16 protein-coding genes are annotated in these 23562 nt (G+C 60.3%); 3 read left to right on the plus strand and 13 right to left on the minus strand.

Going from position 1 to position 23562, the window contains the following annotated elements; translation table 11 throughout:
• Positions 1-2: 2 nt before the first annotated feature.
• Positions 3-1487, minus strand: a complete 1485-nt coding sequence (locus tag HS101_04395) for a TolC family protein (protein MBE7505509.1) — start codon at positions 1485-1487, stop codon at positions 3-5.
• A gap of 487 nt (positions 1488-1974) precedes the next feature.
• On the opposite strand from HS101_04395, the gene HS101_04400 reads away from it, so the two are divergent.
• Positions 1975-2607, plus strand: a complete 633-nt coding sequence (locus HS101_04400) for a sigma-70 family RNA polymerase sigma factor (protein MBE7505510.1) — start codon at positions 1975-1977, stop codon at positions 2605-2607.
• Positions 2604-3470: a DUF3619 family protein gene (locus HS101_04405; protein ID MBE7505511.1), complete on the plus strand. Its 867-nt coding sequence runs from the start codon at positions 2604-2606 to the stop codon at positions 3468-3470. The genes HS101_04400 and HS101_04405 overlap by 4 nt, the downstream gene beginning before the upstream one ends.
• Here HS101_04405 and HS101_04410 read toward each other — a convergent pair.
• Positions 3443-3745, minus strand: a complete 303-nt coding sequence (locus HS101_04410; GenBank protein ID MBE7505512.1) for a hypothetical protein — start codon at positions 3743-3745, stop codon at positions 3443-3445. The two genes, HS101_04405 and HS101_04410, sit on opposite strands and share 28 nt — an antisense overlap.
• 839 nt (positions 3746-4584) lie before the next feature.
• Here HS101_04410 and HS101_04415 point away from each other — a divergent pair.
• Positions 4585-9048: an HYR domain-containing protein gene (locus tag HS101_04415; GenBank protein MBE7505513.1), complete on the plus strand. Its 4464-nt coding sequence runs from the start codon at positions 4585-4587 to the stop codon at positions 9046-9048.
• A gap of 904 nt (positions 9049-9952) precedes the next feature.
• On the opposite strand, the gene HS101_04420 is transcribed toward HS101_04415, so the two are convergent.
• From HS101_04420 to HS101_04470, 11 genes are all read right to left on the minus strand, one after another.
• Positions 9953-10330 carry a transposase gene (locus HS101_04420; protein ID MBE7505514.1) on the minus strand — a complete coding sequence of 126 codons (378 nt, stop codon included), beginning with the start codon at positions 10328-10330 and terminating at the stop codon, positions 9953-9955.
• Between the two features lie 90 nt (positions 10331-10420).
• The gene (moaA, locus tag HS101_04425) at positions 10421-11464 is read right to left on the minus strand and encodes a GTP 3',8-cyclase MoaA (GenBank protein MBE7505515.1); all 1044 of its coding nucleotides are present in this window, start codon (positions 11462-11464) and stop codon (positions 10421-10423) included.
• Between the two features lie 22 nt (positions 11465-11486).
• Complete coding sequence (locus HS101_04430) at positions 11487-12437, minus strand: hypothetical protein (GenBank protein MBE7505516.1); 951 nt, start codon at positions 12435-12437, stop codon at positions 11487-11489.
• Positions 12438-12439: 2 nt separating this feature from the next.
• Complete coding sequence (locus tag HS101_04435; protein MBE7505517.1) at positions 12440-13207, minus strand: molecular chaperone TorD family protein; 768 nt, start codon at positions 13205-13207, stop codon at positions 12440-12442.
• Entirely contained in the window at positions 13173-14450 is a 1278-nt protein-coding gene (locus HS101_04440; GenBank protein MBE7505518.1) for a nitrate oxidoreductase subunit beta, read from the minus strand. Before HS101_04440 ends, HS101_04435 begins: the two co-directional genes overlap by 35 nt.
• A 15-nt stretch (positions 14451-14465) precedes the next feature.
• The gene (locus HS101_04445; GenBank protein ID MBE7505519.1) at positions 14466-14783 is read right to left on the minus strand and encodes a hypothetical protein; all 318 of its coding nucleotides are present in this window, start codon (positions 14781-14783) and stop codon (positions 14466-14468) included.
• Positions 14784-14819: 36 nt separating this feature from the next.
• Positions 14820-18329 (minus strand): molybdopterin-dependent oxidoreductase, encoded by a 3510-nt coding sequence (locus HS101_04450; GenBank protein MBE7505520.1) that lies wholly within the window; start codon positions 18327-18329, stop codon positions 14820-14822.
• A 45-nt stretch (positions 18330-18374) separates the two neighbouring features.
• Entirely contained in the window at positions 18375-20204 is a 1830-nt protein-coding gene (locus tag HS101_04455) for a c-type cytochrome (protein MBE7505521.1), read from the minus strand.
• 86 nt (positions 20205-20290) lie between these two features.
• Complete coding sequence (locus HS101_04460; GenBank protein ID MBE7505522.1) at positions 20291-20719, minus strand: Rrf2 family transcriptional regulator; 429 nt, start codon at positions 20717-20719, stop codon at positions 20291-20293.
• A 41-nt stretch (positions 20720-20760) separates the two neighbouring features.
• Entirely contained in the window at positions 20761-21567 is an 807-nt protein-coding gene (locus HS101_04465) for a class I SAM-dependent methyltransferase (GenBank protein ID MBE7505523.1), read from the minus strand.
• Entirely contained in the window at positions 21560-23434 is a 1875-nt protein-coding gene (locus HS101_04470; GenBank protein ID MBE7505524.1) for a DUF1858 domain-containing protein, read from the minus strand. The genes HS101_04465 and HS101_04470 overlap by 8 nt, the downstream gene beginning before the upstream one ends.
• Positions 23435-23562 lie beyond the last annotated feature (128 nt).

Below are 23562 nucleotides of genomic sequence, written 5' to 3' on the forward strand. Positions count from 1 at the left end.
CTTCACCCTCCACTCCCGCTCGTGACGGCAGCGCTGCGATTCTGCGCCTCGAAAACACTGACGCCTACAGCCTGCTCCAGGTCGGCCACGCTGCGTTCCAGGTCTCCCAGCGTGCGGTAGTACTGCAAACGAAAGAACAACCATTTCTGCCAGTTGTCGATCACGAATTGAAAGTCAGATGTCCCGGTGATGTATCCTTCCCGTGATACTTGATAGGCTTGCTCGGCCTGCGGGATGATGGCGGTGGCATAGAGGTCGGCGATTTTCCGTTGCGAGTTGATGCGGGCCAACGCGTCTTCGACCTGATAGGTGATTTTGTTTTTTGCGGCCTGATGTTGTCTTCGGGACGCGGAGAGCCTCTCTCGAGCCTCGCGAATGCCTGCCTCGATGCGCTCGAACCAGACCGGTAGGTTAAGGCCGACCGTAACGGCCCAGCCGTCAGCCCCCTCTTCACTTAATTGGGAAACGCGCGGTCGCATGCCGGTCTGCGGATTGACCGGCGGCCGAAATGCGGCGCGGGGGTCCATCTGCATCCACTCGAAGCCGATGGTGAAGTCCGGCCAGTATTCGAGCCGGGCCAGACCCAGGCTATGTTCGTCGCGCTCAATCTGACGCTCGATCCGTTGAAGCTCCGGATTCCGCTGGTAGGCATGCGCTAACAACCATTCCAGACGCATGGCCACCCGTCGGATGTCGTATTCCGTCAGCGAAGGGATGTTGGTCAACGGCGGACGATCCAGGATGGAGTTAATCAGGGCAACGGTTGTCGCTCGGCGTTGGTCGAGTTCAACAAGTTGGCTCTCGAGGCTCGACAACTCAACCTGGGCCCGGAGCACGTCCTCCTGCTGGCGCTTTCCCGCCACCAGTTGTCCCCGCGCAACCTCGATCAAATCGCGCATGAGCGTCTGATTCTCACGGGTGATCGGCAGCGCCTGGTCAATTGCAAAGAGCTGGAAATAGGCTCGCTTCACGTCTCCGATCACGCGCAGCCGGGTTTGCTCCAGGGTCTCAATGGCCATGCGCGTTTCTGCCAGTGCCGCGCGCCCACGACGGTCGAGCTTCTCGGGCACGGGCAGCTTTTGCTGAACGCCCAGCACGAAGTAGTTATCGCCTTCGGCCGTCCGCGTCGGCTCGGGGAGGGTCTTGGTCGTCAACACGGGGTCCATCAGCGCCGTTGCCTGCGGAATCCGGCTGGCAACGCTGCGGGCCGTATCGATGGAGGCGAGGATCTCCGGGTTCCGCTCCAGCGCCGTGGCAATCAGGCCGGCGAGCGTTCCATCTTCGACGAGGGTGTTCGGTGGTTTAGTATCCGGGGCGGTCGTCGTCGAAGCGACCTTGGGAACGCTGGCATACTGTGATGCAGTGGACGACTGCTTCAGCTCATAGGTGGCCAACGCCTCGCCGACTTCGCGATCTCCCTGTCTGTTCAGCGCGCAGCCTGCCGGTGCGCCGGCAAGCAATGCCCCGGCCAGGAACCTGACCAACACCCGCCGGGAGCTCGACCCAGCGCGTGAGCGCTTCCGATCTTCCATCAGGTGCCGATTCCTCATCTCGATGCAGGCCCTGTCAACAAAACGTGGTTCCATGATTCGTCAGCAACTCTGATCTTCGACGACCATCCGAACGGCCGACAGTCTCGCGCGAAATCGATCGATGCACGGCCTGCCTAAGCCTAAGCGAGACTGCGCGGATGTTCGACCATCGACTCGCGGCCAATGCGCGGGGGCTCGGCGAGTCCCCATTGGCCGCCGGCCGTCGAAAGCGCGGACACGGATTGTTTCGACTCATTGATTAGATGCCGGAGGCCCCTGGTTTCTTCGCGATGGCCTTGCCGAGAAAATCTGCCCGATTCCCAGATGTCCCGAAAAGGGGGACACAGAGGCAAAGGAGCCGTATGATGTTTCACGGGAACGGGTTAGGACGGTGGTCTCCCATGATTTGTGAAACCGGGCCTTGCAAGGGTATCTGAACCCCGTGACAGAATCAGAACTGGTCAAACGCTGCCGCAATGGGGATCGCGATGCCCAGCATGAGTTCTACAGCCAGACTTCGGATCGCATTTACCGGCTGTGTTTGCGAATGACCCAAAGTCAGGATGTCGCGTTCGATCTCGCGCAAGAGGCCTACTTGAAGGCATTTAGCCGGATGAGCCAGTTCAACGGCGAATCGAGCCTCGCTTCCTGGCTGTATCGAATCGCGGTCAATGAAGCCCTTCAATTCCTTCGCCGAAAGGGGCCGGTGCGTCTGGGCGGCCATACTGATCTCGCTGCCGAGATGGAAAATGAATCCGAGCTTCACGGAACAGGCATGGCGCTGGATGTGGCCGAAGCCCTTGCGCGCCTCGATCCCCCCGATCGGGCCATGCTCCTGCTTCGTTATCAGGAGGGCCTGGACTATCGTGAGATTGCAGGCGTTATGGGCTGTCCCGCCGGGACTGTGGCCTCGCGCCTGCATCGGGCCCGTCAACGCGCCAGGGAATTCCTGGCCGGGGGTTACGATTTGACGGAAGAGAATCCGCCTGCCAGGCATCAAAGAGTAGGAGCCAATGTCGTTGATGCAACTGGCTCCGAAGCGGAACCGCTCCGCAAGGAGTCGGGATTGCCATGAACTGCGAAACAGCGAAACAGCAATTGGGCGCGTATCTCGATGACGAGCTGCCCATTGAAGCTTATCGTGAGACCGAGGCACATCTTTCGGAGTGTCCCGGCTGCTCCGCGGAGTTGGCGTCGATTCGTGAACTGGCAAATAAGCTCGTACCCACCGGGCACACTCGTGTCCCGGAAGGTCTTTGGAGCGCGATTGAAAAGCGGCTGGACAGCTCCGCGCAGAAACTCCCCAAAGGCGCAGGTCGCTCAGTTTGGTTTCGACGCTACGCGCTCGCTGCGAGTCTGCTGGTCTTGATAGGGCTTGGGTCCTGGGCCATTCTGTCCTTTGGGGATGGCGCGACGGTTGCAAAGGCATCTGCCGTAGACTTCAGCATGTTGCTTGACGCGCTTCCCAAAGACGCCTCCGCGGCGTTTGACAAGTTCCTTGCCCAATACGACGCGCGGCAATCGACTCCGGCACAGGCCAAGCGGGCGGCGCCCCGGTTAAACTTCGAGATACCCGATGCACTGCCGGGCGGATTCCGACTGGATAAGACCTACGTGCTTCGATTCGGCAAACAGCCCGGCGCCGCGGCGAAGTACACGAGAAACGATGAACTCCTGGTCACGATTTTTCATCAGCCCGTGCGACAGGAGGACTTCGGCACACACGCCGACTACCCATGCGTCATCGGCCAGCATCGAGGGCACGCCGTCTCCGTGGGCGATTGGAGGCTCGTCCATGTCACCGATTCGACGACCTGCCATTGCGTATTAAGCAAGTTGGGCGACGACACCGGTCTGCCCGAAGTTATCAGAGCTGTGGCGCCGAATTCGATTCCACAGTCAGGCTCGGATCACCACTCCCACACGCATGGTTCGTAGCCTGAGCCGGCCCAATCATGCTCTGAGCGCCCGATGTATTGCTTTATCATCCCTCCCTCGTGGACCACGCCATCGCGAACGCCGACGCGATGGCACTCGGCGCCCCGCCTCTTGCAGACGCACGGCCTGCGATTTCGCGTAAGCAACGGCGTGTCATCGTCCAGCGCGCCATCATCCCCGCCCATCGCCAGGTCGATCGCCAAACACTCCCGCGTGTACTCATCCCCCAGCGTCAGCATCCGAAACGGCCGGCCATCGTGTGTCCAAGACTGCACAAAGTCATACGCCCGGATGTGGTCATTATGGTCCGGGCGAAGCCGAATGCAGGAGCCGTTGCACTCCAATGTCACTACCAAACACGAAAACAATATGCGCACCTGTAGTACAAACGCATCGCGTGAACTGGTGGGGTAAACGGAACCGGCGCTTTACTTTTCGACCGCCCGGCGCTGCACTTTTCAACCGCTGTTTACACGGACTCCCAAGGACGACAAAAGTTTTAGAGAATTCGGGTTAATACCCAGTTGACATTTGGAAGTGAGAATGATAACGTGGATTTCAGTTCGTAATTGATTATAGGAGGCAATTCTGCCGGGGCGTAAATGGCCAATCTGTCTCGGCATATGAACGGTATACAAAGGACGCTTTTTTCATGTGACTCGGTGTCGGCGGTGTGCGCCACCGATCTTCGTTTTTCTAGTACTAGCGTCTGCGCACCTTCTGTACCAAATGCAACGCCTCCAGTGAGTTGAGCAGGGCTCGCCTTTCCGGACCCGATCGCAGGGTTGATCTGGAAGTACGGCGAGGCTTTCACGGTCCGGCGCGCGCTTCATTTGTTGGGGCACGCGATCGGCGTACAGGGACTTATTGGCAAATGGGAAATTTCAGAAGCGTGGTTTCAGAATACAAAGCGACAGTGGGCACTTGCGGGGAGCGCGGAAGAAAAGGAGACACGATCATGCGAGCAAAGGCAGCAGCAACGGCAGTGGTTGGCATTTTGGCCTTAGTTTTGAGCAGCGGCACAGCTTGGGGACGGCCTCCTGTCGTCGGTGCGTGGGGCAGCACCCAAGCCCTGTTCGACGATTCGCCAGGTGAAGGCGTGGCGCCTCGAGGTGTGGGTCCCGGGTTGCAGGCCGGCGCCGATCACATCATTGCCTTCCAGTGCTTGAACAACGGATGGGGCTGGCCGCACGGTGGCTGCCCGACGACGTTCAACAACATTACCGGGCCGATCGCCCTGGGGCTCCTCAACGCCTACAGCCATACCGGAGACCCGGCGCATCTGGCCTCGGCCGTCGCCGGCGGAGGTTACGACCTGACATTCCAGTATCCCAACTTAGAGTTCCGGTTTGGGGCGATGACATCCTACTTTCTTTGGCAACTGAGCCTCGCCTCGGGTGACGTGCAATACAGCACCCACGCCGCAACAAAGTTCTTTGACGAGCTGACGGCCGGCACGTATGGGCCTGGTGACCTGAACACTGCGAGTTGGATCGCGGCCGTCGAGGCTGGGCGAACCGGCACGTGGGTGAACTTGCGCCCGTGGGAATTTCACACCATCATCCCGACAGCCGCAGCCATCGGCAATCCCGGCCAGGCCGCCCTGTTTGAACTGGGCCTGTTGAACGGTCTGAACACGCTCGACAACACCGCTCCTGCCACAGTGTACAGCGATCTGATCGGCCTGTCGGGCGGAGTGCGGGGCTTGGCGCTCAACAGCACGACAGCATTCACCGCGATCAACAGCCCGCTCCACGGTGGGATCAACGGGATCAGCACGCTCCAGGCACTTGCAGATCAGTTGGCCAGCTACCAGAACGCCGATGGTTCGTGGAACTGGCACTCAGATCTCTCGAGCCTCGGCGGTGCAACTGAGACTGACAAAGACACACAGACCACCGCGTATGCCGTGCTAGCGCTCTTGGAGGCAGATCCGCTGGTCGTGTCAGACTACTCGACCAACATCGCCAAAGGCCGCGACTGGCTGCGATCCATGCAGTTGCCGACCGGTGGTTTCATGAGCTATCCGGGCGGCAGCGAGAACACCGAGGTCGAAGGCGAAGCGCTGAGCGCCTTGGTTCCCGATCCCTGCACCGACAATCGGCTGGAATTCCAGCTTGCCGCCGGTTCCGATTGCGTCAAGCCGGGTGAGACGATTCAGGTCGAGCTACACCAACTCAACCTGACCGGTCTCGTCGCCGGTTTCCAGGCATTCTCACAGTTCGACAGCTCGGCGATGACTTTCGTCGGCGGCACATACAACACGCCGTTGCCGTATGGCCAGCCGGTCATCACCCCGATCACGGCGGTCGGCGACGATATCGACATGGCCTCAGGCATCAACAACTTTGGCGGTCAGACGCCCACCATGGCCGATGCCTTGCTGGTGACGCTCTCATTCACGGCGGTGGCCGAAGGGCCGACGACAGTCAGCTTCCGTTCCCACAATCCGCCCAATCGCTTCACCGACCCGGTTGGCGCTGAGGTCGTGCCGTGCCTGGTGCAGTCGCCGACGATCATCATTGACGGCACGCCGCCTGTGATTACCTGTCCGGCGAATGTCACGATCGAATGCGACGAGGATGATCAGCCGTCGAACACGGGCAGTGCCACGGCGACGGACAACCTCGACCCCAATCCGGTGATCACGTTCAGTGACAGCGTGGCAGTCGGCGCTTGCCCGCAGGAGTCCGTCATCACGCGAACCTGGACGGCCACCGACTGCGCGGGCAACTCCATCACCTGTGATCAGACCATCACGGTGGAGGATACGACGGCGCCGGTGATTACCTGTCCGGCGGACGTGACGGTTGAGTGTGACGAGTCGACCGCTCCCGGCAATACCGGTGAGATCGTGATGATGCCGTTCGACGTGAATCCGACGCTCAGCGCGACCCAGGCGCCCGGAGTCTGGTACACGGACCGCTATGCGCCGGCAGGATTCGTGAGCGCATCCTTCGGCGGTGATAATCGGCTGAAGCACTCGATCAACGCGAGCGACTGCTCGCCTTGTCGCGGCGGGGGCTTCACCAGCGGCTTCTACGACACGCAGGGACGCAAGTACGACATATTGGGCACGACGAAGATGTCGATCGACCTCTACATTCCGTCCGCTTGGGGAACGACTGGGCGGCGCATGGCCGGCTTCTGGGGTACCGGGTTCAACTCGAGTGCAGCCTTAACACAGTCCTTCCCGATCATCGAGTTCACGAGCAGTCCCGACGGCAGCGGCGTGGCACGTTTCCGTGGCTGGGATAATGGATGGATCGATATGGGTCTGCCGACCGGCTTTGTCTATGACGCGTGGTACACGCTGACGATCGAGCTTGTTGGAACCAACTGGGTCTACACGGTCGGCGACTTGTCGCTGACTGTTACAGCTATTGACACTGGCGGTACGAGTGTGCAGATCGGCAACGTCATCCTGCAAGGTCATAACAACACGGCGGGCGTGACCTATGACATCTATTGGGATAATTTCGTCGCCACGGCGTTTCCGGTGGCGACTGACAACTGCGATCCGGCTCCGGTGATCACGTTCAGTGACAGCGTGGCAGCCGGCGCTTGCCCGCAGGCGTCCGTCATCACGCGAACCTGGACGGCCACTGACTGCGCGGGCAACTCCATCACCTGTGATCAGACCATCACGGTGGAGGATACGACGGCGCCGGTGATTACCTGTCCGGCGGACGTGACGGTTGAGTGTGACGAGTCGACCGCCCCATTGAACACCGGTTCGCCGGGACACTTCCAGGGCTTTGAAGATCCGGGCTTCGCGAGCAACACGAACCCGGACTGGAACAATTTCAACAGTTCGCTCTCGCGCGTGGCCTCGGGCACGGGCGGGATCACTTCGAAGTCGGGAGGATTTCACGCGGTCATCGACTCGACCTCGCTGCCTCCTAACCCAGACGACTTTACAGGTGCGTTCACCAGACTCGGCGGCTATCAATCGGCGTTCGGCGGCGGCTTCTGCGTGGAGCTCGACGTATATATGGATCTGTCCGACCCCGCGGTCGCCGCCAACACCTATGGATGGGATCTATCCGCGGCGGCGAACAACCAGTCGGGATCACACCTCCGTGATTTCATCTTCCACACCGCGTCGAACGCGTCCGGGAACATCCTGGTGGGCGGAAGCAACAACACCAACTTCACCCGCCGCAACGACCTTGGCAGCATCAACCACTACACCATCACGTCGACGGGCTGGTACCGGTTCCAGTGGGTATTCCGCGACGCGGGCGACGGTTCGTTGGCGGTTGACCTCAATCTTCTTGACGCAGGCGGCACGCTGCTGTTTACGGAGACGCGCAACAATTCGGGCGACTTGATTGCAACGCTTGTCGGCGGCCATCGCTACCTGTGGTTCACATTCCTTGAGGTCGACACGCTTGCGATCGACAACACCACGGTGTCGAACTCGGCGCAGGCGACTGACAACTGCGATCCGGCGCCGGTGATCACGTTCTCGGATGTCAGCACGCAGACGAGCAACGGAAGCTGCACCGACTCCAGTTACACGATCACGCGGACCTGGACGGCGACAGACGCCTGTGGCAATTTCAGTACCTGCGATCAGATCATCACGGTGGACGACACGACCGCGCCGGTGTTGAGCGCATGTCCAGCCGACATCACGAAGAATGCCGACGCGGGCGGATGCACTGCGGTGGTTACCTGGACCGATCCAACGGCGATGGACAATTGTGATCCGGCGCCGACCGTGGTCTGCGTGCCGCCGAGCGGCTCTATCTTCTCAGGAGGAACCACCACGGTGACCTGCACGGCGACCGATGCCTGCGGGAACTCCTCGCAGTGCTCGTTCGATGTGACGGTCAGCGGATCCAACGAGATGGTGGTCAGCATCGACCTGCAAGCCGCCGTGGCTGCTGGTCCATTCACGCGCTGCATCACCTTCGAGTTGTGGAATTGTCCTGACACGGCGCCGGTTGCGACCGTGGACGAGGTGATGACCTTCACCGGCGGTTCGGCGAGCGCAACGGTCCTGGTGCCGTGCGGCACGTACACCTGCGTGACGGCTCGCGACAAGTTGCACACGCTGCGGCGGACGCTCGACCCGTTGCCGACTGTTGGGACTCAATATGTCGCTGACTTCGCGGCTGCCGGCAAGGATTTGCTCGGCGGCAACCTGAACGACGATTTCTGGATCGACATACTCGACTTCGGCGTGTACTCGAGCCAGTTCGGTACGAGCCCGGGGGCCAGCACCACCTGCGCGACTGCTTCGCCGCACAGCGATATCAGCGGCGACGGTTTGGTCGGCACCGGCGACTTCACCTTCATCCAGATCAACTTCCTGCTCGGCCACGAGGCCAACTGCTGCGGGCAGCCCCTGTTCATGGCAGGTGAGGGCGGTAGCGGTCCCGTGACCGAGATCAAGGTGGCCGATTTGCGGGCCCAAGGTCTGGGTGACTTAGCGGCGGGTGATCTGAACCGTGACGGTGTACTGAATCAGTCGGATATCGTTGAATTCATCAACGGGGCCCGGCCAACGCCGAGACCCCAACGCCGACCGATTCAGGAAGAGAGCAGGAACATCCCGCTGGGCGACTAAGGATGCCCGGCGAGGATGAGGTTGGTTAATTTGGCCGAGAGGCGGTCAGCGCGTGGCATCAGTGATAGGGACACGCATTGATTGTTTCTCGATTCTGAGGGAGGTTTCAAAGGGCAGCTCGACCAGTCCTGAAGAATAGGAACGTCTCATCGTGAGCGCCTCGTCTTGAAGAGGACGCGGGGGTGGTTGGCTGTCAAGGGTGTTAGAGGTATTTTGAATCGCTCGTGTGTTGATGGAAGCGAGTAAGGGGAGAAGAGGAGAGGCTTTTGTTTGCTTTGAGATCGTTTTCAAAGCGTAGCTTGTTCGCATGCCTCCCAGTCTTGATCGCGTCGGCGTCGACAGCGCCGGCGAGCATCAACCTGGAGTGGCGGCCTGTTGGTCAAACCGTCCTGGTCGACGACGTTGTCCACTTAGGTCTCTACGCTGTTTCCGATTCCGGCAATAATCAACTTCTCTCGGCAATAGACCTGTTGTTCTCCTGGGATCCCAACAAACTGGAGTTGCAAGGCCTGGATCCGACGGGCGGAGCGGGGCTACTCTTTTCTGGTTTCCCCGTTAACGATGCGTTCAATCTGAATGAGGTTGTCCCGCCGCAGGATGGAGATGGCTACTACGTCGCCTTAGCCAACTTCGGCTCATCCGTAGCCGCGACGCCATCGGGGACATTACTGACTACTTTTTTATTCCGGGCCTTAGCCGAAACTCCCTCGACACAGGTCCTCATAGAGGAAACCGCTGGATCCCCGGAGGGTCGCACAGTCGTTTTTGATGGAACTATCCCTAATACCGATGTCACCGGCACATTGGGCAGCGCAACGGTCACGATTGTACTTTGTCTTTGCCCCGGCGACATGAACGGCGACGACGTCCTGAACGGGTCAGACATTCAGACTTTCATTGATTGTCAGCTTGGGCTCCTGCCGCCGCCGGCAGATTGCAACTGCGCCGATCTGAATGGGATCAACGGGCTGGACTTCGATGACATCTCATTGTTCGTGGAGGCGTTGATCACCAAAATGAGCTGCCCGTAAATGCGCGTTATCGCTTGAGCGGCGCGGCGGGCCAGTCGCTTGAGCCGGGCATTCTCCCGGTTCAACTCCTTAAGCCGCTTGGCCTGGTCGGTCTTCAAACCGCCGTGCTCCTTCCGCCGGCGATAGCAAGTCTGCTCCGTCACGCCGATCCACCTGCCGGCATGGGCCGACGTTCGCCTCTGGGCGATCAACACATCCGCCTCTCGAAGCCGGTTGACAATCTCCTCAGGATTGAACCGCCTCGCGCTCATCACCTTTTCTCCATAATGACTGGCTGCAGGAGACGAGCCGCAACGACTCTTGGTGTGACCGGCCGCGAGAATCATCGGCGACGGGGACTTCTACCCTCCCAGCTTGATCATGCCGGTCCGCTGCTCAAGGGATCCGGCGAGGCTCTTTTTGGCGATTGCCGCGTCGATCAGGCAGTCCGCCAGATGGGTGTCAAGACTCTGCCTCTCCCAACATTGTGAGAGACTGATATGTCGCGAATCGAGCAAACATGGGAAGAGCAGTCCGTCGGCGGTGACACGCATTCGCCGGCATTGTCCGCAAAACGGTTTCGAGAGCGGCGCGATGATGCCGATTACGCCGCGATGCCGGGCATTGGAGGCGACGAATCTTGTAGAGGTTTCGCCGCTCGCGCTTGGGAGCGGCCTGAGAAGGTATCGAGACTCGATCTGTCGGAGGATTCTCTGCTCCGGAACGAAATGCGAACGATTGAACTCGGCCGCCTGGCCGATCGGCATGGCTTCGAGGAAGCGAATCTCAAACCCACGATCGATCGCCCACTCTGCGAGATCGGCAAGGCTGTCGTCATTGTGACCGCGAAGGACGACGGTGTTGATCCTGGGCGGCGGGAAGCCTGCATCGAGCGCGGCGGAGAGTCCGCCGATCACGTGATCGACGCAGCCACCGGTGAGCGCTCGATACCGCGTCGGATCAATCGTATCCAACGACACGTTGAGGCGGTCGAGACCCGCGTTCCGGAGATCGCGGGCCATCTCGGCGAGGCGCAGGCCGTTGGTCGTCATGGCGAGCGACAGATCGGGCGCTGCATCACGTATGCGGGCTATGAGATCGACGATCGAACCGTGCAAGAGCGGCTCACCGCCGGTCAGACGCAATTGGCGAAGGCCTCGGTGTGCGTAAAGATGACTGACGAGGTCCAGTCGCTGGTCATCCGTCAGGCTTGCGCGGGACGACGGCGGGCAGGCTCCGGGGCGGCAATACAAACAGCGCAGGTTGCAAGCGGACGTGACCGAAAGCCGAAGATGATCAATGGTCCTGCCGTGGGTATCGGTGATCGGGTGCTTTTCGAGTACGGAAAGCGAAACGGCCGGGCCGATCGTCGCCTCGGGATGGTTTGAACAGGCATCGGCCTTCATCGTGTGCCACGCTTCTCCTTCCTCATGATTGAGATGGGGCTGGCGTCGCGGCCGCGGCGGCGCAGGCTTGATAGATTTCCGAGCATCGCGCGCAGATCGGCTCATCCGCCGTCCAACTGGAAAAATCCTCGTGAATGGCCACATGCAGCGGCTGGTCATCCTTGTGCCCGATCGCCCAATCGAATGTGGGAAATCCGCAGAGAGAACACGCGGATCCGGGCGTCGGGGCTGACTCATCACAAGATTCGGTCACGACATGGCGCAACTGCGGAAGCCCATTCTCGGCCCAGTCGAGCAGCGTGCGATGATTCGGCAAGTCCGTCTCCGATTGCCGCCAGAGTTCTTTGAACGCGAGATCGGTCGATTCGTCCGTGAGAATTCCGAAAGCACGCGCCAGTTCGGCCCGCCTCTTCGCCTCGACGCTCGCGGGCGCCTGGCCGCGGTGAGCAAGCCGCCCGTCGACGAAGAGGGCCCAGAGAACAGCGTACCGATCCTGGACAAGGTTTCTCGCGGCCGGGGTGGCGCCGGCCGGTTTTCGAGCCACGTCGTATCCGAAGTCGGGCGTGAGCATGTCGTCGATGTGCAGGAATTCGTGACGGGCCCAGTATTCGAAGGCGGAACCATCGAGCAGAGTCGACGGGGCAATCGAGATGATGACCGTGTATTTTTCCGGCGATCCGAATAGCTCCGCGGTCTGCGACTTGGGGCTCGACGCCTGGGTGACCATGACTCGACTCACGGCGCTGCGAATATGGGCGAATTCATCAACCACTCCGAGTATCAGCTTGCGAAGACCCATTTCGGCAAACCAGCGCTCGTGCAGATCGGCGAATGCCCGATCGCGCTCGGTTGGATCGCGCTGTTCGTAGCAATTGGAGAACTGTCGCTCGTAGAGGGAGCGGACGGTCTCGTCCTTGCGCGCCCATTCGAACACGGTCCGCTCGATGAGATTCGGTTGCACGGCCAGATACATGGTCAGTCCCTCTGATTCATGGCCGCGGCCAGGTGCGGACCGAGTTCCACGGTTCCGGGCGCGCCGCAGGTGATGGATGAGTCCTCGTCAGTGATCTCGCGAAGCTCCAGCCAGCCCGGGCCGATCTGAACATTGAGGCAGGCACACCATTCTTTTAACAATTCATGACTCAAGTCCGAAAGTTTCGCCAGTGCCGATTCGGGGCCCGCACGTTGGATTCGGCCGAAGAACGCGGGCATCCACGAGGCGGCGTGTTCGCGTAGGAATTCCCGTTGGGCGTCCACGCATCTGGTCGCCTCCTCGGGTTTGTCCGCGATGCACTCCATCATTGAGAGCACGGCGAGGAATTCCCACTGAGTCGCGACGTGGTCTCCTCTTTCCATCGTGGGTCCGGTCACGTCGAACCCGAATGCGCGATAGAAGCCCATCATGTCGGCGAGCGTCTGACTCTGTTGAAACACCTCGGAGCCGCGGTACTCGAGTTCATAGGGCGGGCAATCGGACCGGACGGTATGGCCCAGCAGCCTGCCGTAATCCTGTTCGAGGACGATTCCGTCCTTCATGCTCTCGAAGAACGCGCTGACTCCAGCCGTCGCCAGCCCCAGACTTCGCGCAGCCTCGCGAATCTCCTCCTGAACGGCCTGATGGCAAAACCGATCCGTGTTCTCGCGGCAAGGCTCTGCAAAACCCGCGGCGATCAATCTGGCCAGCTTCGCCCGCGCAAGCGCGATGACGCTAGATGGTGTTGGCGTGCATTTCCGATCGGACATGGATGGGCTCCTCCACCTGTGTACGGAAGATTTCGCGATCCTTCTTGTCGAAGGCAATGATCGTGTCGTTGAACATCTCGAATTTCTTGTCGGCTACGGTCGATTCCCAGACCTTGGGGCCTTCCTTGATTTCGTAGCGGTGAATAATCCGATTGGATCGCCGGAAGAGCTGCAGAACGGCAAGCAATTCCCGATCGGGCGCGCGGTATCGTTCGACGGCGTCCTGTACGCCGGGGCCGAACATCTGCTCCAGGTACTTGGTGGGCACCCAACGAGGTGGGATGTAGTAGCCGTTGGGCTCAGTTCCGAACTGGGCATAGAGCGGCAGCGCGACCTTGGCGACATGCACAAGGTAATAGAGCGGGTTGTAGCGATCTTCGATCCAGGTGTTGTCCTCGTTGACTTGAACGAGGCCCTGCATGCGCACCTGTCCGATGCAGGCCGACATGCACCGCGTTTCCATCGGGACGCCATCGGACTCGGGGTCGGTCCCTTCGACGCGAGGGTAGCAGGCGATGCACTTCTCGCTGGTCCGGGTTGTTCCGCGGTAGAGCGACTTCTTGTACGGGCAGGCCTCAACACACTTGCGATATCCGCGGCACTCTTTTTGGTCGATGAGGACGATACCGTCCTCGGGTCGCTTGTAGATCGAATTGCGAGGGCAGGCTGCGAGGCACGCCGGATAGCTGCAATGGTTGCACAGCCGAGCGAGATAGAAGAACCAGGCCTTGTGCTTGTTCTGTCCGGTTGCGTCCTCGCCCTTGCCGAAGTCCATGGGACGGGTCAGTCCGCCCGGCGGCGTGTCTTCGTGGATATTGGGTGACCGCCACTCGTCCTCCGTTGGCAGGTATCCGAGCACCTGATTAGGCTGGGCTCCACGGGCGACGACATCCGGACACTCGAAGATCGTCCGGCCTTTCAACTCACCGTACGGCTTGCGCGTGTCGCCGTTCGGACTTCCGATCCACTGAACGCTTTCCGGATTCGCCTGGGCGAGCAGGTCGAGAATCTTGACATCCCAATTCTGCGGGTAGCCGCCGTACGGCTTTGTTTCGACGTTGGTCCACCACATGTGCTCCTGGCCTTTGGAGAAGGTCCAGGTGCTTTTGCAGGCCATCGTGCATGTCTGACATCCGATGCAGCGATTGATGTTGATGACGAAGGCGAACTGCTGCTTCGGCGACGCCTGCGGATGGGGGTAGCTCATCGACCGGCCGAGTTGCCAATTGTATACGTTGCTCATGATGGACTCCTCGCCCTATAGAACCGGGAGGTTTACCGCTCCGCCCGGGTTACGATCCACTTGTAGTCTTGCTGCACGCGGTCCACGCAGCAGGAACTGTTGCTGAATCATCTCACGAATGACATTCATACCGAGTTGGGTGACGGCCAGCGCCGGGCCGGCGAATTGCCCGCTCTCGAACATCTCCCCAATGGACGCGGCGCTGTGGCCGAGGCGAACATATTCCTCGATGAAGCACTCGGCCATTTCGCGTACTGAACCGGGATCGTCCACAGCCAGCTCCACGCCGGTCAGCGTCATCGGATCGGTTGAGTCAGGGTCCTGGTATGGCATGATGAATTCTCGCGTGTTCCTACTTACTTCGACCTGTTAGAATCCCTCGAACTCGACTGCCGGCGCGGTGTCATCGCCACCCACAAATCCGCCGGCAAGGTATTTCTTCATCTTGTCGCTTTCCGCGCCCGGCGACATTCCGTTTGTGGCGGGCAGCCAGATGCCCTTGCCGCCGAGGCCGCCGTCCTCCGCCTTGGTGACGCGAACAAGCGTTTCCTTCGGAACGGTATTGATGGCGTGATTGTCGGCCTCGCCGCCGAAGATGAATCCCATGAAGACTTTGGCCTTGTGAAAGAGATTGTCGGTCTGGTGCATGGGCATGTGCCAGTTGCGGGTGAGACTCTGCTGAGAGCCGTAGCGGAGATTGGCCTGGTACCCATCATCCGACAGCGCCCGGCCATCGGGCCGCGTTTCGTGCGCCTTGACGCTCTTCTCGGTGGCGATGTAAGGCGAGTGCTTGATCATGATGCAGTTGTAGGGATAGGCCGGATTGAAGACGGCCCGAAGCATCAGCCGCGCGACCTTGTAGTATGGATCATTCGGCTTCGCGCCCATGTAAGGCCGGTCCGCCGGATTGGCATCAACGTAGACGTAATCGCCGTTGTTGATGCCGATATCCCTTGCCGCTTGTGGGTTGATGTGCATCTGATGATCGCCCACGTAGGGAGAGCGTTTATCCATCCGATGCGGATCGCCGAAACTGCTGTCGTAGATGTTGTGCCAATCGACGTTGCTCCACGATGAGTGGACGCGATGCCGAGTCTTGGGCGTCAGGGCGTAGAACTTGAAGCCCTTCTCCCAGAGGAAGTTCCGCGTGAGCTTGATCTGCTTCCAGGGCAGCTTGATGTTTCGCACCGTTCGTTCGTCCCAATGCTCGGCCTCGGGGCCGATGCCGTAGTCGTCCGGTCGAATGTATGGGTTGCTCGACATGATGACGTTCGGCAGATAGGGCGTCGCCTCGGTCCCCTCGCGGTGAACGATGAAGTTCTCGCCGTATTCGATCGCCTCCGGAATGTCCGCGTAGGCATGAAGTCGTCCGGTGTCGGTATGAAACGGCTCGTCGTTGTGCACCTGCTCCCAGAAGGGAATGCGCGGATACGTCCTAAAGAGCATCAGCGCAGCGCCCGGCGGGCCGTACTTTCCGGCCATGATGTCTTCGAGCTTGTACCCGACCGTCGTCGTGCTGCTGTCGAGCAGCCGCTGGAGATAAATGCTCCTCTTCCCCTCATGCTCGAACTTGAAATAGTCGTAGAACTTCTGCTTCCACTGGCCGCCAAGCTCTTCTCCGATCGCCCTGGAGATGTTGGCGAGTATCCAGAGGTCGTCCCGCGAGTCAAAGACCGGCTTGATGCCGCCCTTCCATATCTGAAGGAACGGGTTGGAGCAGGAGGCCGTCACCTCCAAGTCCTGGAACTCGACCCAACTATTGGCCGGAAGACCGAAGTCGGCGTACTGCACCGAAGCTGTCATCACGATGTCCTGCGAGATGATCATCTCGATGTTCGGGTTGACGTTCTTGAACATCTCGTAGGCATGCTTGGCGTTGTTGAACAAGTTCACGTTCGTGAACTGCAGCGCCTTGGTCGGCGTCGGCATGTGTGTCTTGCCGGTGAACACCTTGCGCCCGTCCTTCGGTGTATTCACGATGAGCGGCCGGTCGCCGTGATTCCAGTAGGCGGGCTCCTCGTCTTTCGCGTAGTTGTGAGCATGCACGGCCTTGCCGGGCGCCTTTTCATCGAGATTCACCTCGAACGGATCCTCAGCGACCCACCCCTTGAAGCCCGGGCCGGTGATGGCGCTGCCCTGGAAGAGGGCCGCCTTGTAATTACCGGCCCACCCGTGACAACCTGCGCCCGGCTTGCCGATGTTGCCGGTCAACAAAATCGGAAGAAGTGCCGCGCGATTGGCCTCGGTCGCATGGAACCAGTGATTGATGCCTTCGCCCTGATGAATCGCGACTGGCCCGCCGGATTTGGTGACGTCCCAGATATCGCGGGCAAGTCGTTCGATCAATTCCGCAGGTGAATGGGTGACATCGGCGACGCTTTCCAGGTCGTAATCCTTCAGGTGAATCTGGTACATGGACCAGAGCGTCATCACCTCGACTTCACTGCCGTCGGCCAGCTTGATCGTCCACGTGCCCTCAAGGGCCGGTTCGATCTTTCGGGATCGCATCCGTCCGCCGACGTCATCGCGCGTGAGCGCCACCGGCTTGTTCGTCTTTGTATCCCATATGACGCGGTCGCCGAGGGTCTGATGCTGTTCGGCAGTGAACCCCTGGACCTTCATGCTCGGTCCATCCGGGGCGAGGGTGCTCTTGTAGCCGGCGAAGACCTCTTCCGCTCGCAGCCGCTTCAGATTGTCGGTTCGGACCAGCAGCGGGAAGTCCGTGAATTCCTTGACGAATTTCTCGTCGTACCAGCCGCGGTCCATCATGAGCCGAGTCACACCGAGCCAGAGCGCCGCGTCGGTGGCCGGCCGGATCGGTATCCAATAATCGGCCTTGGTACTGGGGGCCCCGTATTCGGGGGCGATGACAACGATGCGGCCGCCGCGCTCCATGCACTCGATGAACCAGTGGGAGTCGGGAAGCTTGTTCTCCACCAGGTTCTTGCCGTCCATGATGATGAGCTTGCTGAAACGCAGGTCGTTGAAGTCGCAGTCCGAGTTTTGCAGCCCGTGGACCCAGGGTTGTCCGGGCGTCTGATCGCCGTGCCAGGTGTAGTTGCTCCAGTTTCGGCCGGCCTTGGCGGTCTCCGGCCCGACATTGCGAATCGCCGCGTCGAGCATCGCCATGCTGTTGTTCAGCCGGTACATCCCATACTTGCCGAGGACGCCGAGCAGGCCCATGCCGCCGCGCATCTTGAAGGTGCGCGTGCCTGCGCCCTCCATCGGCTCAAGCATCTCTTCGGGGTAGCCTTGCTCACGCAGAAGCTTCGCGCCTTCGTCGCCGCTGTAACGCTTACCGATGGTGATGTATCCCTTGGCGATGTATTTCAGCGCGCTGTCCCAGTCGATCTTGACGTGAACGTCGGTGCCGCGCGAGTCGAACTTGTATTTCGTCTTGTTCTCCGGCGTCAGCATCGGGAATCCGTCGTCGGCCCACTCTTTCCAGCCTTTTCGAATGATCGGGTGCTTGAGGCGATAGGGGCCGTAGACCAGCCGATGGAAGGTGTATCCCTTCGCGCATTGCCGCGGGTTCCAATTGGCGGTGGCTTTGTTGCCGTAGAGATCGGCGTACTTCTCGGAGTCGTATTGGGAGCCCATGCGCGTGATAACGCCATTCCGGGTATAGGCGAGGACGCGGCATGCGTGCGTATCGTTCGGCGAACAAACCCAACTGAAGGTGCCGTCGTAGGCGTACTGATCGCGATAGATTTTTTCCCAATCGCGCGCGGGATATCCGGCGAGCGGGTTTCCTACATCGGGTCGGGCCGCGAGTGCCTGAAGCGGCCAGCTCAGAACGCCGCTTGCTCCCGCGGCGAGAACGACAGAAGTTCCCAGGAACTCGCGTCGCGTGGTCTCAGGTGCCTGCCGTAAAGCCATGATCAATCTCTCCTACGCCTGAGGGCGCGTTGGTGTCGCTTTCAATTATTCAATGACCAGCTTCTGCCAGATGCTGATGCTCTTCTTTCCATCCCGGTCGCCGGCGCTGCCGTCCCAGATCGCAAAGGAGATCGGAAGATAGTCACCGGGGCGAAAGACGCGTTCTTCCATTCCGTCGTTTTCGTGCTGGCACGGGGGCTCCAGCGAGCGCTGCATTTGCACCGACCACACCCCGCGGTTGTAAACGGCGCTGCCTTGAACGAGTTGCGCGGACGACGGCTTTCCCGCAAGCGTCCCGGGCCCGCGCGCGACGAGGCATTCCACGGGGGTCTTGAGCTCGGGATCGGCGACCAGATTGCCCGCGCCCCAGGCCGTGATGAACAGCGGATTGTGTTGCGTGATTTCGCCGTGCGCCCAGTCCACATCCGACATGTCTTTCCCCCGGATGGGACATTCTTCGTACATGTCTACAACAAGATTGGGAAACGCGGCGTCCACGTCCTGATAGCCGCTGTCGATGTTCTTTTGCCGATCCGCCTTCCACATCCAGATATTCACGCCGCCGTGCTGCGAAGCATCTCCCATGTAGAACGGCGGGTCGCTGGAGAGGGAGAACTGGATGGCGATCGCGTCGCGAAACTCCCCAACACGCACGGCTTGATCGTCCTGAACTGCATCCAGCCAGGTGAGCCGAATGGCGAGCTCCTCGCCGTTGTGCATGGCCTGGGCGACGAGTCCCTCCACGCGCTCATCGCTCCACCACAGCGGCGTCAGACCGACATAGGCCGGTCGCGCCTGGTCCCATGTGGCGTCATCCGGGCCGGCGGGGAGAGATCCCATGATGCGGGGCGCGGTGATGGTGCTTTGTCGGAGCTGGGCTCGATCTTGCGAGCCGGATCGGGCGAGCGACTGCACAAAATGAATCAGATCCCAGGTATCGTCACTGGAATAGTTTCCCTCGTAGGCCGGCATCGGTGTGCCGCGCATGCCTTTCATGATGCGGCAGTAGAGAGCCGGTCCGTCCATGCCTCCCTTAAAGATGCCGTTCACGAATGACCGCGGCGGGTCGGGATAGCCTTCGTCGTCGAACTTGACGGCCTCGGGTAGTGGGTGGCCATCCGGTCCGTGACAGGAAGCGCAGGCCTCCAAATAAACCCGTCGACCGTTGAACCATCGCAGATCATCCACCCTGGGTTCCGGCGGCACCACGATGGATGCGCCGGGCGATATGCGATCGGCCAAGAGAGCATCTATCTCGGAAGGGTCGATTTGGCCGCTGTCCGCTTCAGTCTTTAATTGCGCCCGGACGGCGTCGGCGTGAATCTGCCGAACATGGGCCACGAGGGCTTGCAGGTCGGAAATCGGGAGATGGCCCCAGGGCGGCATCGCGGAGCCGGGCATTCCCCGCGAGATGGTTCGCATGAGGTCTTCGTCCGAGGGTATCTGGTTCTCAGTCGTGGCCAGCTTGAACTTTCCTGACTTCAGGTTTCGCGGCCGCGGGTTCATCAAATAAGCAAACTTGCCGGCGCCGTCGCCCGCCTCGCCATGGCAAATCGCGCACTGCGTGGCGAAGAGTTGTCGTCCTCGTTCGAGCAAAGTGGGTGGCTGTGACGCGTTCGCCGCAACTGAGTCGGGTTCCCCTTGGCCCGAGGCTGATTGGGGCGGCGTCGATGGCGGCTCATAAGACGCATGGTCTTTTACGACGAACGCCTGCGGGGCCCCGTTGGGCAGGGATTCGCCCTTGAAGGCCTTCCCAGATGAGTCATTGGGCAGTTCAGCGTTTCCCGCCTGAAGTGCACAACTGACGAGCGTGATAACGATGCCCAGCAGCCAGATGGTGGGAAGCCAGTACTTGTTTGACCTGGATGAAGCCATGATGCGAATCCTCCGCAAGTCTCTGAGGCAGATATTATCTATTTCTTGATCGTCATGTCAACAATGCAATCTGGAAAAAAGAGAGATTATTTTCTCCGATGCGGCCGTCCGCTCAGGCCCTCCTGGCCGATTTCGGCGAGGGTTGTTTCCTCGAGCATCTGGTGATAGGCCATTGAGATCGGCTTCCAGTATTCGTGAAAGCCGCAGGGGCGGTCGTCATTGCAACGAGGCTGGCCGAAGGGACAACGGGACCGGTCCAGCACGTCATCGTAGGGGGACAGAATGTCAAGGAGCTTGATCTTGTTGCGCGGCTTCGTCAGGCGAAAACCGCCGCCGACGCCGCGGGATGAATCGAGGAGGCCTGCCCGGACGGCGGTGTTCAGGATCCGCGACAAGTATTGGGAGGGCACTCCGGTATGCGCGGCGATTTCCTTCGCCAGCACCGGAGTTTTTCCGTCCTGCGCGGCGATATAGACGAAGGCGCGAAGCGCATATTGTGCGGTCGTGGATAACATGGGCGATATCTTTATCCGCTTATCATAAATTCGTCAACCGATCATTTCCCGGGCTCCCGATTTGCCGGCGTCGTGCTGGGGCGCGCGTTGTGCCATACGATGATGAGGTCACCGCTGGTGGCCGGGATGAAGTCATCCCTTGCGTAAGAACCGAAAACGCCCTCCACGACTCCATCGACGGATTGAAAGACACGTTCAAGGTCGCTTCTCTCAAGCCTGGACATCGTCCATCGGCGGCTGCGCCACGTGACCGGTTCGTGTTCCAGGTCGATTTCCAGCACATCCACCGCGGCTCGCTCGCCAAGCCTTTGCAACGCCTTGACGATCAACAGCTCGCGGCCTTCGAACCGGCACCGCTTCACATTCTGCCAAAGGATGGAGTTGTCTTCGATCGCGCTTTGGTTCAGGAGCGAAACGACGACGATGCCGCCGGGGCGACACAGGGAGATCATCGCCGACACGGCCGAAGCAGCATCCGCCACGCCGCCCGCAAGCGCCAGTGAATTCCCCAGGCAGATGACCGCATCAAATCGTTCGGGAGAAACTGTCAACTCGCTAAAGGCGCGTTGAGCCCAGCGAAGCCCTTCAGGTTCGCCATGCAGCCGGCGGCAATGCTCAATCATGGCGGGGCTGATGTCGGACCCCTCGACCGACAGCCCCCAGGAATGAAACATGGCCGCATGGTGGCCGGTGCCGCAGGCGACGTCAGCGACCGTTTGCACCTTATGCCGGGCGAATAATTCCTTGAAGAACGGCGCCTCGCGAGCCAGCCGCCTGGGCCAGTTCACCAGCAGGTCGTAGCGATCCGCCAAGTCGTCGAAGGACTGTTCTGTCATGGCGTCAGACATGGTTCAGTACCTTGAGTGAGACGTTCATCGGCTCGGGCTCGCGAGCCTCATCTTGCCGGCCAAACGCGGCGTCATTGAGTTCCGCGAGTAACTGCTCAAGGTTGAGCTGTTGATGAGCGGCGGCTGTTCGGACTGAGATCGCCCGGGCCATCGTCCGTCGCATGATCGGGTTGGCCAGGGGCGCGAAGCCCTTTGCGAGCAGTACAGGAAGCGTAGCCGGGAACCACTCGATGACGAGTCCGATCTTGTCATCCGCGGTAATCGCGGTCGGCCGCTCCACGGGTTCCGCGGCCGGATTCCATCCATTCATGATCCGCCAGAGCGAGACTCCCCAGACAGCGATGCCGGCTACCTCGAAGAGTCCGCTGACGCCGGCGATGGGATAGGCCCACTCGGCGAAGTCGGTGGCGATCTGGAAGGTCACGCGCATGGCACAGCCCGTATTGACCAGAATGAAGGGCAGCCATAGCGGCCGCAGTCGCCGGATGTCAACGCCATTGAGCGTGGGCACGACCTTCGCGGCCATGCCCATAATCATGAGACTGATGAATCCGACGGTGATGGCATGTCGCACGGCCCCGTAGTAGGCATGAGAGAAGCCGATCTGCAGAGACTCTTGTCCGCTCACGGAAAGCGCCCCGGCGGCAGGAAGGATGACTCGCAAATAGAGCGGCGCCAGCACCAGCATGATCATCGAAGTGTGCAGCCATGCGACGGCGCAGCGAACAAACTTCGTGCTGCGGTCCCGCTCCGTTGGACGCGCCAGGAGCCCCCAGCGCAGGGTGAGGACGATGCTGGTCCCCGCGAGGATTGTCATTGCGGCATAGAGCGGCACGGCCCAGCGGTAGTCGCCGGTGCGACGCATCACGATGAAGATCCCGGCCTCGGCGATGATCGCCGTCACGAGTAAAACGAGGGACCGGGTCACCAGCTTTCGACCGGGAGAAGCCATCCCAAACAGCGCGGGGAACATGCGAATCCCGACCCCGAGGATCATCAGCATGGCAAATCCGTGGATTTGCAGGTCTCGCAGCGGCGCCTGATACGTCGAAATGATGCGAAGCAGCTCGGTCCGGTCGATCGCGGATGTCGTGGCGTAAAGGAGGCCCAGATCATAGACGGCCTGGATGAAGAAAAAGCCAAGTGACGCGACCACGAAAGCATCGTGCCGCTCGTAGGGCTTGCCGCTGAGCCTGAATGTCTGGAGCAGCACCGTGACAAAGATGCCGATCGCGGCGATTTCGGCGAAGCTTGCCGCAACGGCCAACTCCCGAAACATCGGGCGGGCAAACAACGGTTCCCCGATCGCCCGGGCAAATACGCCGAACACCATCAGATAGAAACTCATGTTCGCAAGATCGGGCCTCCACAAGTTGGTATGCTTGATTCGCGGAAATGCCTGATAGGCGAACCCCATCACGAACAAGCCGACCCAGCCGAAGATCTGTGCATGACCGTGGGCGTTGATGTCGTGGATCGAAATGCTCGTGAATGCCTGGTTCCAGCCGATTCGCAGAAGAAGCACGGCGCCCCAAACGGCGCCCGCGGTCAGCACGACGACCATCCCCGCCTTGAAGAACCTGCGGTAGATGGTGTTGGCCAACTCGGCGAGCAGGTCGGGCGCCGGCGCTTGTGGAGCTGTCGATGGATGGGCCGCGGCGTCGTTTAACTCGTCGATGAGTTGTACTTCCGGGACGCCATGCGCCCTGGCGAAGTACGCGACTGACTCGGCCGGTCCATGCGGGCCGCCACATCCTCGCAATCCGTACTTGTCAAAAACGACTCTTACGCCCGGATGACGGCGCAGCACGTCCGGCAGCATCATGTCTGGAAGAATGAGTCCGGCGGACGCGGGCGGCCTGGTCATGGGTTACCTCGATCGCTGGCGGCCGGTCGCTCGATTTGATGGGGTCGAGCGACGGCACGATTTAGGCAATGCCGACTCCCAATCGGCTATTCTTGACTTCTGTATCAAGAATAGCTCTAAGATGCCGA

The sequence above is a fragment of the Planctomycetia bacterium genome, assembly GCA_015075745.1.
Lineage (GTDB): Bacteria > Planctomycetota > Phycisphaerae > UBA1845 > UTPLA1 > UTPLA1.

What these genes read in the sequence shown, in the direction of transcription:
- HS101_04430 (MBE7505516.1), bottom strand. Translation starts at nt 12,437, where the DNA reads ATGTATCTGGCCGTGCAACCGAATCTCATCGAGCGGACCGTGTTCGAA.
- HS101_04440 (MBE7505518.1), bottom strand. Translation starts at nt 14,450, where the DNA reads ATGAGCAACGTATACAATTGGCAACTCGGCCGGTCGATGAGCTACCCC.
- moaA (MBE7505515.1), bottom strand. Translation starts at nt 11,464, where the DNA reads ATGAAGGCCGATGCCTGTTCAAACCATCCCGAGGCGACGATCGGCCCG.
- HS101_04420 (MBE7505514.1), bottom strand. Translation starts at nt 10,330, where the DNA reads ATGAGCGCGAGGCGGTTCAATCCTGAGGAGATTGTCAACCGGCTTCGA.
- HS101_04435 (MBE7505517.1), bottom strand. Translation starts at nt 13,207, where the DNA reads ATGTCCGATCGGAAATGCACGCCAACACCATCTAGCGTCATCGCGCTT.
- HS101_04405 (MBE7505511.1), top strand. Translation starts at nt 2,604, where the DNA reads ATGAACTGCGAAACAGCGAAACAGCAATTGGGCGCGTATCTCGATGAC.
- HS101_04450 (MBE7505520.1), bottom strand. Translation starts at nt 18,329, where the DNA reads ATGGCTTTACGGCAGGCACCTGAGACCACGCGACGCGAGTTCCTGGGA.
- HS101_04465 (MBE7505523.1), bottom strand. Translation starts at nt 21,567, where the DNA reads ATGTCTGACGCCATGACAGAACAGTCCTTCGACGACTTGGCGGATCGC.
- HS101_04445 (MBE7505519.1), bottom strand. Translation starts at nt 14,783, where the DNA reads ATGCCATACCAGGACCCTGACTCAACCGATCCGATGACGCTGACCGGC.
- HS101_04470 (MBE7505524.1), bottom strand. Translation starts at nt 23,434, where the DNA reads ATGACCAGGCCGCCCGCGTCCGCCGGACTCATTCTTCCAGACATGATG.
- HS101_04455 (MBE7505521.1), bottom strand. Translation starts at nt 20,204, where the DNA reads ATGGCTTCATCCAGGTCAAACAAGTACTGGCTTCCCACCATCTGGCTG.
- HS101_04460 (MBE7505522.1), bottom strand. Translation starts at nt 20,719, where the DNA reads ATGTTATCCACGACCGCACAATATGCGCTTCGCGCCTTCGTCTATATC.